The organism is Haloleucobacter ellipsoideus (assembly GCF_052491725.1).
On record NZ_JBQWAR010000020.1, the window covers coordinates 375,934 to 388,853 of the forward strand.

General features: G+C 63.7%; 13 protein-coding genes. 12 read left to right on the forward strand and 1 reads right to left on the reverse strand.

What is annotated here, in order from left to right:
* Nucleotides 1-699: an orotate phosphoribosyltransferase gene (locus ACT6QG_RS13585; protein WP_444978099.1), complete on the reverse strand. Its 699-nt coding sequence runs from the start codon at nucleotides 697-699 to the stop codon at nucleotides 1-3.
* A 464-nt stretch (nucleotides 700-1,163) separates the two neighbouring features.
* On the opposite strand from ACT6QG_RS13585, the gene ACT6QG_RS13590 reads away from it, so the two are divergent.
* The 12 genes from ACT6QG_RS13590 (at nucleotide 1,164) to pgi (ending at nucleotide 12,879) form a co-directional block, all read left to right on the forward strand.
* Nucleotides 1,164-1,823: a phosphatase PAP2 family protein gene (locus ACT6QG_RS13590; protein WP_444978100.1), complete on the forward strand. Its 660-nt coding sequence runs from the start codon at nucleotides 1,164-1,166 to the stop codon at nucleotides 1,821-1,823.
* A 159-nt stretch (nucleotides 1,824-1,982) separates the two neighbouring features.
* The gene (ypfJ, locus tag ACT6QG_RS13595) at nucleotides 1,983-2,882 is read left to right on the forward strand and encodes a KPN_02809 family neutral zinc metallopeptidase (RefSeq protein ID WP_444978101.1); all 900 of its coding nucleotides are present in this window, start codon (nucleotides 1,983-1,985) and stop codon (nucleotides 2,880-2,882) included.
* Nucleotides 2,883-3,200: 318 nt separating this feature from the next.
* Nucleotides 3,201-3,482 (forward strand): acyl carrier protein, encoded by a 282-nt coding sequence (locus ACT6QG_RS13600; protein WP_444978102.1) that lies wholly within the window; start codon nucleotides 3,201-3,203, stop codon nucleotides 3,480-3,482.
* Between the two features lie 15 nt (nucleotides 3,483-3,497).
* Nucleotides 3,498-3,971: a 3-hydroxyacyl-ACP dehydratase FabZ family protein gene (locus tag ACT6QG_RS13605; protein WP_444978103.1), complete on the forward strand. Its 474-nt coding sequence runs from the start codon at nucleotides 3,498-3,500 to the stop codon at nucleotides 3,969-3,971.
* On the forward strand, nucleotides 3,964-5,151 hold the full coding sequence (locus ACT6QG_RS13610; protein ID WP_444978104.1) for a beta-ketoacyl-ACP synthase: 1,188 nt from the start codon (nucleotides 3,964-3,966) through the stop codon (nucleotides 5,149-5,151). Before ACT6QG_RS13605 ends, ACT6QG_RS13610 begins: the two co-directional genes overlap by 8 nt.
* Before the next feature lie 68 nt (nucleotides 5,152-5,219).
* Entirely contained in the window at nucleotides 5,220-6,503 is a 1,284-nt protein-coding gene (locus ACT6QG_RS13615) for a beta-ketoacyl-ACP synthase (protein ID WP_444978105.1), read from the forward strand.
* A gap of 157 nt (nucleotides 6,504-6,660) precedes the next feature.
* Nucleotides 6,661-7,683, forward strand: a complete 1,023-nt coding sequence (locus ACT6QG_RS13620) for a zinc-binding dehydrogenase (protein ID WP_444978106.1) — start codon at nucleotides 6,661-6,663, stop codon at nucleotides 7,681-7,683.
* Nucleotides 7,684-7,744: 61 nt separating this feature from the next.
* Nucleotides 7,745-8,710, forward strand: a complete 966-nt coding sequence (locus tag ACT6QG_RS13625; RefSeq protein ID WP_444978107.1) for a lipid A biosynthesis lauroyl acyltransferase — start codon at nucleotides 7,745-7,747, stop codon at nucleotides 8,708-8,710.
* 94 nt (nucleotides 8,711-8,804) lie between these two features.
* On the forward strand, nucleotides 8,805-9,290 hold the full coding sequence (purE, locus tag ACT6QG_RS13630; RefSeq protein WP_444978108.1) for a 5-(carboxyamino)imidazole ribonucleotide mutase: 486 nt from the start codon (nucleotides 8,805-8,807) through the stop codon (nucleotides 9,288-9,290).
* Nucleotides 9,291-10,400 (forward strand): 5-(carboxyamino)imidazole ribonucleotide synthase, encoded by a 1,110-nt coding sequence (locus ACT6QG_RS13635; protein WP_444978109.1) that lies wholly within the window; start codon nucleotides 9,291-9,293, stop codon nucleotides 10,398-10,400.
* 125 nt (nucleotides 10,401-10,525) lie between these two features.
* Complete coding sequence (gene rpsU / locus ACT6QG_RS13640) at nucleotides 10,526-10,798, forward strand: 30S ribosomal protein S21 (protein ID WP_444978295.1); 273 nt, start codon at nucleotides 10,526-10,528, stop codon at nucleotides 10,796-10,798.
* Between the two features lie 389 nt (nucleotides 10,799-11,187).
* Nucleotides 11,188-12,879, forward strand: a complete 1,692-nt coding sequence (gene pgi, locus ACT6QG_RS13645; protein ID WP_444978110.1) for a glucose-6-phosphate isomerase — start codon at nucleotides 11,188-11,190, stop codon at nucleotides 12,877-12,879.
* Nucleotides 12,880-12,920: the final 41 nt, after the last annotated feature.

Genomic DNA, 12,920 nt, shown 5'->3' on the forward strand with positions numbered 1-12,920 from the left:
TCACTCGCTGGCTGCGGCAGCGCCCCCGTGGGCGACAGACCAGCCATGGGGATCATGCAGGAAAGCCTCGATCTGCGCCACGGTCTGGTTGTCGAAACGGTTGGTCGCCTTCACCTCGGCCAGCACATCCCACCAGGTGGCGAGATAATGCAGGGAGAGACCGGCCTCCTTCAGGATCGTCTGGGATTCCGGGAAGATGTCATAATAGAAGAAGACGAAGCAGTGCGAGCACTCCGCCCCGGCGGTGCGCAGGGCATTGACGAAGTTCACCTTGCTGCGGCCGTCGGAGGTGAGATCCTCCACCAGCAGGATGCGCTGGCCGGGAGAAAGGTCGCCCTCGATCTGGGCATTGCGGCCAAAACCCTTGGGCTTCTTGCGCACATACTGCATGGGCAGCATCATGCGGTCCGCCACCCAGGCGGCGAAGGGAATGCCCGCCGTCTCGCCACCGGCCACGGCATCGAACTGCTCATAGCCGACATTGCTGTAGAGCGTGGTGATGCCGAAATCCACCAGGGTCTGGCGCACGCGGGGGAAGGAGATCAGGCGACGGCAATCCGTATAGACCGGGCTGGCCCAGCCGGATGTGAAGATGAACGGCTTGTCCGCCGAGAAGCGCACGGCCTCCACTTCCAGAAGCATGCGGGCGGTTTGACGGGCGATGGTTTCCTTGTCCGCGAAAGCGGTGATGTTCGCCATGGGAGCGGGCCTCTTGAATCGGCAGGAGAACGGAAAGCTCAAACTGTTGCCCGGCATATATCAGAGCCGCGCGCGCGCGACACCCCGCCTGATCCGAAAACACACCGCCAGAACCGCGCCATCCGCCAAATTCCATATCGGAATACTAAAAGCCGGCAAAACACCGACAAAAAACGGCTTTTTCCCACTCTGTTGAAAGAGACCCTCTGGTCATTCGCGGCAACGGCCTGTAAACGGCCAGACCATGCGTTCACATGGCTGGAAACAGTCCATGTGGTCGTATGCACGCCTCGGGGGCGGGTGCGTGATCTTGATCAGCACAAGGCGATACCTTTTTGAAGCTCGTCCTGTTTTTTGTCCTGTGGGCCGGCGCAGCCGTGGCCATATTGTTTTCGGTCTTCCCCAGCTGGGATATCGAACTTGCGTCCTTGTTCTGGCATCCACAGGTCGGGTTCATTCTCGCCATGGATCCCTGGGCAAAGACATTCCGCGCCATGGGGCACCTGATCCCGTGGATCACGGTCGCGCCGGCCTTCGTGGTCATCATCGCCAAGTTCCTGTTTCCCCATGTGCGGATGCTGATCCCGGCACGCGCGGCGATCCTGCTCGCGCTGACCATGGCCGCGGGCCCCGGTCTTCTGGTCAATGGCATCTTCAAGGAAACATGGGACCGCCCGCGTCCTGTTCATGTGGAGCAGTTTGGCGGAACGCATGGCTACCAGCCCTGGTATGACCCGACAGGCAGCTGCTCCTCCAACTGCTCCTTCGTGTCCGGCGAGGGCGCCCTGAGCTTCTGGATGCTCGCGCCCGCCAGCCTGGTGCCTCCCGGCCCGCTGCGCATTCTGGCCCTGAGCGGCGCGGTCGCCTTCGGGGTTCTCGTGGGTGGCCTGCGCATTGGCTTTGGCGGCCACTTCTTCACCGATGTCGTGTTCTCTGGCGTTCTGGTCGTGACCCTCATCGCGCTCACGCGCTACTGGCTTTATGACCGTCGCAATGCGCCAACAGACACAAGGGTGGAACGCACCATCGCCCGCGCCGGACTTTCCACCCGCCGGGGCTTCTCCCGCCTGTGCCAGACCCTGCGGCTGCGACCGGGCAGGCACGAGGGCAAGACCGAGACATAGCGCCGGACTGAAGAGCCCGGACATGAAGCCCGGATATGGCGCTCATCACTGAGTTGCCTTGCAGGCGGGTGATTGCGCCTTTAGCTGTATGATTCTGATGGATGGCGGATCGGCCGGCACCGGCCTGCCATCCGGGCGCATTTGCGGGAGACGAGAGCCATGCGTTGGGACGATTTCCGCTCCAGCAAGAATGTTGAGGACCGTCGCGGTCAGGGCGGCGGGGGCGGCTTCCGCATGCCCGGCGGCAAGGGCAAGCTTGGCATCGGAACCATTATCGTGGTTGGCCTTGTGGGCTGGGCTCTGGGCATCAATCCCGCCTTGCTCATTGGCGGGCTGGAAGCGCTCAACAGCACGGGCGGCAGCTCGTATCAGCAATCCCAGCCGCAGCCGCAGCAGGCCGGCTCGGGCACCCCGACCGACCGGGCCGGGCGATTCGCTGCCGCGGTTCTGGCCCAGACCGAGGATGTCTGGGCGGATATTTTCCGTGGAGAAGGCAAGACCTATCAGGATCCGCGCCTCGTGCTGTTCACCGGCTCGACCCGCTCGGCCTGTGGCGGCGCGCAATCGGCGATGGGGCCGTTCTACTGCCCGCTCGACCAGAAGGTGTATCTCGATCTCGGCTTCTTCCAGGAAATGAAGAATCGCTTCAATGCGCCGGGGGATTTTGCCGCCGCCTATGTGATCGCCCATGAGGTGGGCCACCATGTGCAGAACATCACCGGCATCCTGCCGCGGGTGCAGCAGGCGCAGAAACAGGCCTCCAGCAAGGCCGAGGCCAACGCCATCTCCGTACGGACGGAACTGATGGCCGATTGTCTGGCCGGCGTCTGGGCCCACCATGCCGATGCCCGCTACAAGGTGCTGGAAGAAGGGGATGTGGAGCAGGCGCTCAATGCCGCCAGCGCCATTGGCGATGACCGCCTGCAAAAGCAGGCTCAAGGCTTTGCCGTGCCGGACAGCTTCACCCACGGCACCTCGCAGCAGCGCATGACATGGTTCATGCGCGGGCTGAAAAGTGGTTCCATGCAGCAGTGTAACAGCTTCAAGGAACCGATCTGACAGGCCATGCCGCTGATTCGCCACCGTTCCCCAAAAGGCACGGCTCCCTTCTTGTCACAGCTTGTGGCCGGCAGGGGCCGGATGAGGGCTTGCAGCCGGCCCGATGGCGTGCGAAGAGGCAGCAGGCCCAGTTGCGGAACGGGTGGCACGCTTGCGTGTTGGCCGTGGTCTACCATTGAATCCTCCAACGGCGTTCGCTATAGGGGCCGTCAACCTATTCCAGAGGCCATCCGGCTTCAGCTCCGGCTGTTGCCGTCGCATCCGCGCTGTCCCAGAATCAGCGGCACGGAACGGCCGAGCACATGAGAGGCGCAGTCCATGTCTTCCACGTTTGAAACGGTGGCCAATATCATCGCAGAAACGTGTGATATCCCGCGGGACACCATCACGCTCGAGAGCCACGCGATCGACGATCTCGGCATCGACAGCCTCGACTTCCTCGACATTGCCTTCGCCATCGACAAGGCGTTCGGCATCAAGCTCCCGCTGGAGCAGTGGACCCAGGAAGTGAACGACGGCAAGGCGACCACCGAGCAGTATTTCGTTCTCAAGAACCTCTGCGCGCGCATCGACGAGCTGGTCGCTGCCAAGTCCGCTTGAGGTCAGGCTGCGAACATGCGTCCTGAAGTCTTCCGGATGATCGACAAGGTCGTGTCCATCGACCCGTCGCTCAACAAAATTCACTGCCAGGGCATGGTGCCCGAGGAAAGCTCCATCTTCGAGGGGCATTTTCCCGGTTACCCCATCATGCCCGGCGTCCTTCTCATCGAGGCGATGGCGCAGAGCACCGGCTGGCTGGTTCTGGCGCGCAACCGTTTCGAGCGCATGCCCTTCCTCGCCACGGTGAAGGAAGCCAAGCTGCGGACCTTCGTGCTGCCGGGGCAGAATCTCGATCTGCACTCGGAAATCATGCATGAGGGTTCGGGCTTCGTGGTGGCCAAGACCCACGCCATGCTCGAAGGCAAGCCCATTTGTGGCGCCGAACTGACCTTCCGTGTGCTGCCCTGGCCTGAGGGGCGGATGAAGCCGGTGGTGATGAAGGTGGCGGAACTCGTCTCCTTCCCTCTCAAGGATTTTGTGGATGCCTGAGGTCCGGCCCGCGCGGCGTGAAGTGTGGATCACGGGTATCGGCCTCCTCTCCTCGCTCGGAGAGGGGCTCGATGCCCACTGGAACGCTCTGAACAGCGGCACTGCGCCGGTGACAGATGCGGAAACCTTTGCCCCCTATGTGGTTCATCCACTGGTGAAGGTGAGCTTCGATTCACAGATTCCCAAGCGCGGCGACCAGAGGCAGATGGAGCCCTGGCAGCGGATCGGCACCTATGCGGCCGGTCTCGCTCTTGATTCGGCTGGCCTGTCCGGGAATACGGAGATCCTGTCCAGAACCGACATGATCGTGGCTGCCGGCGGCGGAGAGCGCGATTTCGATGTCGACTCCGCCATTCTTGGCGATCTGGCGACAGCCGAAAATCCCGGCAAGCTGCTCAATGAGCGCCTGCTCTCGGACCTGCGGCCCACGCTTTCCCTGGCCCAGCTTTCCAACCTGCTGGCCGGCAATATTTCCATCGTCCATGGCGTCACCGGCTCCTCCCGCACCTTCATGGGCGAGGAAAGCAGTGGTGTGGATGCCGTGCGCATCGCCTTCTCGCGCATTGCCGCGGGGCAGAGCGAGGTGGGCCTTGTGGGCGGCGCCTGCAATGCTGAGCGTGAAGACACGCTGCTGCTGAACGATCTGGACGGGGACTGCGCCAAGGGTGCGTTCACTCCGGTTTTCGCAGGCAAGGGCCGTGGCATCATCACCGGCTCCATGGGTGCCTTTCTGGTGCTCGAATCACCCGAGCACGCGAAAGCACGCGGGGCAAAGCCCATCGCGAAGCTTTCCGGCGTCTGGTCCGAGCGGGCCCGGCGCAAGATTGAGGGTGCGCTGGAGCAGCAGATCCGCGATCTTCTGGCGATCGCCGGGACGGATGGCCGGACGGCTGTCCTGTCCGGCGCCTCCGGCGCACAGCGTGCCACCGAGGCGGAAGCCCGTGTGCTGGAAGAATCCGGCCTGCCCGTGCGCGCCGTTGGCAACCGCCTGGGCCATGGATTCGAGGCGCATTTCATCGCCTCCCTCGCGCTGGCCGCACTCAGCCTGTCCAACAATGCGCTCTTCCCCCCTCTCGCGGATGATCCGCTGGAGAAGGATGGCGCGGATGCCGAGCGTGTGATCGTGACCGGCATTGGCCACTGGAGTGGCGAAGGCGCCGCGCTGGTGGAGAAGATCTGAGCCGATACACGCAGCCCGGCCCAGCCGGCCGGGCGCGGTTATGGCCATTCAATATGAGGAGCCGGCACATGACGCAGGCGCATCTGGACAAGTTCGGCCGGCCGGTTGTGGTTGTCACCGGCATCGGGCTGGTCACATCGCTCGGCCAGGGCAAGGCTGACAACTGGCGGCGTCTGACAGCGGGCGAATCAGGCATTCACACCATCACCCGCTTCCCCATTGAGGGCATGCGCACCACCATTGCCGGCACGGTGGACTATCTGTTCGATGGCCGCGTACCTGCCCCGGACCTGTCCGAGAAGCTGGCCACGCTGGCGATGGAAGAGGCCATTTCCGAAGCCAATATCGGCACGCCCGGCAATTTCCCCGGCCCGCTGTTCGCGGCTGTTCCGCCGGTGGAGCTGGAATGGCCCGAGCGCCGGCAGATGGCCGAGGCGGTCGGCAGCTATCCGGTCACCTATCGCGAGCTGCTTCAGTCGGCCATGTCCGGCAAGTTCCGGGCCTGGCATGAGCGTTTCCTGTTCGGCTCCGTGGCGGTCCATCTGGCGGAGCGATTCGGCACGCGCGGCCAGCCCATCTCGCTTTCCACCGCCTGCGCTTCCGGCGCCACGGCGATCCAGCTGGGCGTGGAGGCCATTCGCCGGGGCGATACGGATGTCGCCATTTCCATCGGCACGGATGGGTCCGTGCACCCTGAAGCGCTGATCCGCTTCTCGCTGCTCTCCGCCCTCACCACCTCCAATGACGAGCCGGAAAAGGCATCGCGTCCCTTCGCCAAGAATCGCGAGGGCTTCGTGATGGCCGAGGGTGCGGCGGCTCTGGTGCTGGAAAGCTATGAGCATGCGGTGGCCCGTGGCGCGAAGATTCTCGGTGTCGTGGAAGGCTGCGGCGAGATGGCCGACAATTTCCACCGCACGCGCTCCAGCCCGGATGGCCGCCCGATCATCGGCTGCGTGAAGAACGCGCTGAAGGATGCCGGCATCACCCCGGATGACGTGGACTATATCAATGCCCATGGCACATCCACGCCGGAAAATGACCGCATGGAATATGTGGGGCTGAAGGGCGTGTTCGGCGAGGAAAAGCTGGCCGGCATCCCGATCTCGTCCAACAAGTCGATGATCGGCCACACCCTGACGGCGGCCGGCGCGATCGAGGCGGCGGTATCGCTGCTCACCATCGCCAATGGCCGCATTCCGCCCACCATCAACTACAACATTCCCGATCCGGCCATTCCGCTGGATGTGGTGCCGAACGAGGCGCGCGATGCGGATGTGCGTCGCGTCATCTCCAACTCCTTCGGCTTTGGCGGCCAGAATGTCTGCCTCGTGGTGACAGGCGAACCGGCCTGATCCCGTTTCATATCAGGGCCGTTGAGAGGGAAGCGTGCGCTTTTAGGGCCGCTTTCCCTTTCAGCGGCCTTTCTCTTGCCGTGCGAAGGCGGCTATAAGGCTGGCCAGTATGGACCGGCTCCAGTCCCGGCCGCCCACAAGAACAGAGACAAGAACAATGCGCGCCCTTCAGCTCGTTTCCGATCGCAAGCTCGAAATCGTCGAACTGCCAGACCCGGAAGCCCCCGGCGCGGGTGAAGTGCAGATCCGCGTGAAGGCTCTGGCGCTGAACCATATCGATGTGTGGGGCTGGCGCGGCATGGCCTTCGCCAAGCGCAAGATGCCGCTGGTGGTGGGTGCGGAAGCCGCCGGCGAGGTGGTTGCCGTGGGTGCGGACGTGCGCGGCGTGAAGGTGGGGCAGACCGTCTCCATGTATGGCGCCATGACCTGCGGCCACTGCAAGAACTGCCGTGATGGCCGGGACAATCTGTGCACCGATGTCGGCGGCGTTCTCGGCTTCCATATCGACGGCTTCGCCCGCGACCTGCTGAACCTGCCCGAGCGTCTGGTGCTGCCCGCCCCCGAGGGGGTTTCCTTCGAGGATGCAGCCTGCGCCGGCATCACCTTCTCCACTGTCGAGCACATGCTGTTCGACAATGCGAAGCTGGAGAAGGGGGAAACCGTTCTCGTCCATGCCGGCGGCTCCGGCATCGGCTCTGCCGCCATTCGTCTGGCCAAGGATGTGGGCGCCACCGTCATCACCACTGTGGGCGATGACGAGAAGGGCGAGAAGGCGAAGGCGCTGGGCGCCGACCATGTCATCAATTACCGCCGCGACCGCTTCGAGCATGAGGTGCGCAAGATCACCAAAAAGGTCGGCGTGGACGTGGTGTTCGAGCATGTGGGCGCGGATACGTGGAACGCCTCGCTGCTTTCCATGAAGCCGGGCGCGCGTCTTGTCACCTGTGGCTCCACCTCCGGTGTGAGCGTGCAGATGAACCTGATGCAGCTCTTCCAGCGCCAGTACAAGATTTTCGGCTCCTTCGGCGCCACCATCCGCAATGTCGCGGAAGGGCTGGAGAAGATGGGCCGTGGCATCAGGCCGGTGATCGACACTGTCGTGCCGCTGGAAAACTTCAACGAAGGGCTGGAGCGGCTGGAAAGCCGCAAGGTCTTCGGCAAGATCATCGTGAAATTCTGAGAAATCGCCCTTGCCGCACCGGCCTTTCTGGCCGCGCGCGGCAAGGGCAGGCTGCCGCATCGTGTCTCATCCCGCAAAACCGCCCGTCAAACGCGCACGTCCGCCCCTGCTGCACCGCATCCGGGCCGGGTTGCGCCATCGGCTGAATGCGATCGGGGAATCGATTGTCGGCGGCTATGTCCGCTTTTCCATCTGGTGGCTGCGTTTGTGGCCCCTGTCCGTCTCTTCGGGCGGCATGGCCTTCTGGGCCAAGCTGGTGGGGCCGTTTCTGCCGGTGACAAAGGTCGCGCGGCGCAATCTCACCGCCGCCTTCCCGGAAAAGAGCGCCGCTGAAATCAACCGGATGATCCGCGGCATCTGGGCCAATATGGGCCGGCTGACGGCGGATTTCGCCCAGCAGGACCGGCTGTGGGATTATGATCCCGCGCGGCCGGATGCCGGTCGCATAGAGGTGGTGGGCGCGCATATTCTTGAACGGCTGCGGACGGATGACCGCCCGGCCCTGTTCTTCACCGCCCATACCGGCAACTGGGAACTGTGCGCCATTGCCGGGGCCAAGTTCGATGTCCCCGGCGGCGTGCTCTATCGCGCACCCAACAACAAGAAGGCTGCGGACCTCATCGAGGAGATGCGCTCTGAAACCATGCCCTATCTCATCCGCGCCCGGCGCGATGCCGGGCGGGTGATGGCGCGCATGCTTTCGGAAGGCCAGCATCTGGGCATGCTTGTGGACCAGTACTGGACCGGCGGCCCGGAGGTGATGTTTTTCGGCCGCCCCTGCGCCACCAATCCCACCCTCGCGCGTCTGGCCCGGCAGTTCGAGTGCCCGGTGCATGGCATGCGTGTGATCCGCCTTCCCGGTGCGCGCTTCCGTGTTGAAATCACGGAAGAAATCGAAATGCCGCGCGATGGGGAAGGCAAGATAGACGTGCAGGCCGGCATGCAGGTCGTCACATCCGTGATCGAGACATGGGTACGCGAATATCCCGAACAGTGGCTCTGGCTGCACCGGCGCTGGCGGCCCTGATGCGCGCACATTTGCCCGAATGTTGTTCATTTTCCTTGCCGCGGAGCCAATCATCCGATAAGTCCGCGCTTTCCATTTTGCGGGGGTCGGAGAGATGAGCGCACCGCAGGTGGCCGTCATTATGGGCAGCCAATCGGACTGGGAAACCATGCGCCATGCCGTCGAGACGCTGGAAGCGCTCGGCGTGTCGCATGAAGCGCGGATTGTTTCGGCCCATCGCACGCCCGAGCGCATGTATGACTTTGCGCGCGGGGCGAAGGCCAGTGGCTACAAGGTCATCATCGCCGGTGCAGGCGGTGCGGCCCATCTTCCCGGCATGGTGGCGGCGCTCACCACATTGCCCGTCTTCGGCGTGCCGGTCGAATCGAAGGCCATGTCGGGTATCGACAGCCTGTATTCCATCGTGCAGATGCCTGCGGGCGTGCCGGTCGGCACCCTTGCCATCGGCAAGGCGGGGGCGACCAATGCCGCCCTGCTGGCCGCCTCTGTGCTGGCCCTTGCCGATGCCCCCCTGGCCGAGCGGCTCGCCGCATGGCGGGCGGAGCGCACGGCGGCTGTTACGGAACACCCGGTCGTCTAGATGCTGAACCCCGGACAGACCATCGGCATTCTTGGCGGTGGCCAGCTTGGCCGCATGATGGCCCTTGCCGCCGCCAATCTCGGCCTGAAGACGCGCATCCTGTGCCCGGAGGCCGACAGCCCGGCCTTTCAGGTGGTGCAGGACCATATCTGCGCGCCCTATGAAGATGAGGAGGCGCTGGCCCGCTTTGCCGATGGCATTGCGGTTGCGACCTATGAGTTCGAGAATGTTCCCCTCGCCACGGCCCAGTTTCTGGCCGCGCGCGTGCCGCTGGCGCCCGGCGCCCGCGCGCTGGAGCTCACGCAGGACCGGCTGACGGAAAAGACATTCGTGCGCCGGCTCGGCATCGAAACCGCGCCTTTCGAGGCGGTCGACAGCCTGGAGATGCTTGAGGCCGCGGTGGAGCGGACCGGCCTGCCCGCCATTTTGAAGACCCGGCGCTTCGGGTATGACGGCAAGGGGCAGGTGACTCTGCGCACCCGCGATGATCTGGCCGCCGCATGGGAGGCCATCGGCCGGCAGAGTGCGATTCTGGAAGGGTTTGTGCCTTTTGAGCGCGAAGTCTCCGTGGTGGCGGCGCGCCGGGCGGATGACGCTTTCATCGCCTATGATGTGACACAGAATGTGCATCGCAATCACATCCTGCACACCTCCACCGTGCCGGCGGATGTCACCCCGGCCACCGCCGAAGCCGCCGCAACCATCGCCCGCACCATTGCCAGCGCGCTGGATTATGTCGGCGTGTTCGCGGTGGAGCTGTTCGTGGTGGGGCATGGCGCTGGCCAGCATCTGGTTGTGAACGAGATTGCACCGCGCGTGCATAATAGCGGCCACTGGACACAGGATGGCGCGGTCACCTCGCAGTTCGAGCAGCATGTGCGCGCGATTGCCGGCTGGCCGCTGGGGGACAGCGCCCGTCTCGGGCGGGTGGAGATGACGAATCTCATCGGTGAGGATGCCGATGACTGGGCGCAGCTTCTGGCCGAGCCGGGAGCGCGCCTCCACCTTTACGGGAAAAACGAAACAAGGGCCGGGCGCAAGATGGGGCACGTCAACCGTGTCTGGCGCAAGGATTCCGGCCTGCCCGCCACAGAAAGGGAAAGCCGCTGAGAACAGTCTTTGCGGCAGACTCATGTGGACAGGCCGAACTATCCCTGATAATAGGGCGGCTCTTTCTGGACGTGCATGACAAGGTCACCCTCCGGGCTTCCTTGACGCCTGAACCAGAATCCCAGATCTCATCGCACCGGATCGGCGCATCAGTTCAAAGAGGTACACACGTGCAAGTTCTCGTCCGCGACAACAATGTCGATCAGGCCCTCAAGGCGCTCAAGAAGAAGATGCAGCGTGAGGGGATCTTCCGCGAGATGAAGCTGCGTGGCCATTACGAGAAGCCTTCCGAGAAGCGCGCCCGTGAGGAGGCCGAAGCCATCCGTCGCGCCCGCAAGCTGGCCCGCAAGCGCGCCCAGCGTGAAGGCCTGCTGCCGTCCAAGGGCCGCGCACGCTGAGTGAACAGGGGCTGAGGTTTCAGCTCCATGCCTGAAGGGCATAACCTGCAAGGCTGTTATTGAGACAATTGCAGATGTGATTCCCTCCGGGGGTGTCTTGATCCGAGATGTTATGGCATCCGCGTGGCCCGGCTACGCGGATGTCTTCCGTATCAGGCCCGCATTTCCTTTCCCCCTGCAGCATGTGCTGCATGATATGCCAGCCGGCATATGTCTTCCCCGGGTCAAAGCATTTTGGCCTCAAGGTGTCCATTTTGATGCCATGACGGCATGGCTTGTATTGCCAGCTTGGAAAAGCTGGATGCAACCTGTAATGCAAGACCGGTTGGGCAGGAAAACCACCCGCCCTTATGCGTTTTGCTCCGCGCCTTGAGGAAGATGCTGTCCCGATGACCGCAATCCCCCCACTCGTTTCCGCGCCCGCAACGCGCCCCGCGCAAACCCCTTCCGCCACCGGGAAGCGGGATGCGTCCTGGCATGCCCTGCGCACGCTGCATGCAGGACAAACGCACAGCATCTCCGAACTGTTCGAGGATCCCTCCCGCTTCGCGCGCTTCTCCGCGCGGCAGGATGATCTGCTGCTGGACTATTCCAAGACAGCGCTGACGGATGACAGCATCGCCCTTCTGCTGGCCCTTGCCGAAGACACGGACATTGAAGGACAGCGTGAACGCATGTTCGCCGGCGCGCGCATGAACAATACCGAGCAGCGCGCCGCCCTGCATGTGGCGTTGCGCGATTCGTCGCCCGAACCCCTTCTGGTGGACGGGCAGGACATCAAGGCTGCCCTGCGGGATACGCGCGCGCGTGTTTCCGCCTTCGCCGAGGGCGTGCGCACGGGGGCGATTGCCGGCATCAAGGGCACGCCCTTCACGGATGTGGTGAATATCGGCATTGGCGGTTCAGACCTTGGCCCGGCAATGGTCACCAAGGCACTGGCCCCCTTTCATGATGGCCCGGCCTGCCATTTCATCTCCAATGTCGATGCCGCCCATATCGCCGATCTGCTCAAAAAGCTCGATCCGGCAACCACCCTGTTCATTGTCGCGTCCAAGACCTTCACAACCGTGGAAACCATGCGCAATGCGCATACGGCGCGCGAGTGGCTTGTGCAGGCCCTGGGGGAAGAGGCTGTCAGCGCGCATTTCGCCGCCGTCTCCACCGCCCCCAAACTGATCGAGGCCTTCGGTATCCGGCAGGAGCGGGCGTTTGACCTGTGGGATTTCATTGGCGGGCGCTATTCGGTGTGGTCGGCCATCGGCCTTCCCATCGTCATTGCCATTGGACCTGAGCGGTTTGGGGAATTTCTGGCCGGTGCAGAGGCGATGGACCGGCATTTTCGCGCCGCCCCCCTCTGCGCCAATCTGCCTGTTCTTCTGGCGCTGATCGGCATCTGGCATCGGGATGTGTGCCTGTATCCCACCCGCGCGGTCATTCCCTATGACCAGCGGCTGAGGGCTTTCCCCGCCTATCTCCAGCAGCTTGACATGGAGAGCAATGGCAAGCGCGTGACCCGCGCGGGGGAAGAGGTGCGCCAGCCCACCGGCCCGGTGGTGTGGGGCGGGCCGGGCACCAATGCCCAGCATGCCTTCTTCCAGTTGCTCCATCAGGGCACGGATACGATTCCCGTCGAGTTTCTCATTGCCGCCGAGGGACATGAACCGGCACTCCGCGCGCATCACACCCTTCTTGTCGCCAATTGCCTCGCCCAGTCCGAAGCGCTGATGCGCGGACGCACATGGGAAGAGGCCGCCGCCCAGCTTCGGGCACGGGGCCTGCCGGAGGAGGAGGTGGCGCGCCTTGCGCCACATCGCGTCTTCCCCGGCAACCGTCCCTCCTTGACCATCGCCTATCGGCAGCTCGACCCCCACACACTGGGGCGGCTGATCGCGCTTTATGAGCACCGCGTGTTCGTCGAGGCCTGCATCTGGGATATCAACCCGTTTGACCAGTGGGGCGTGGAACTGGGCAAGGAACTGGCCACCGCCCTGCTTCCGGCCCTGACAAAGGGGGAAGCCCCGGAAGATGCCTCATCCTCCACTGCCGGCATCATCGCCCATCTGCGCGCTGCCTCGGCATGAGTTTCCGGCCGCATGGGCCGGCATCAGACGATGAGACCGGG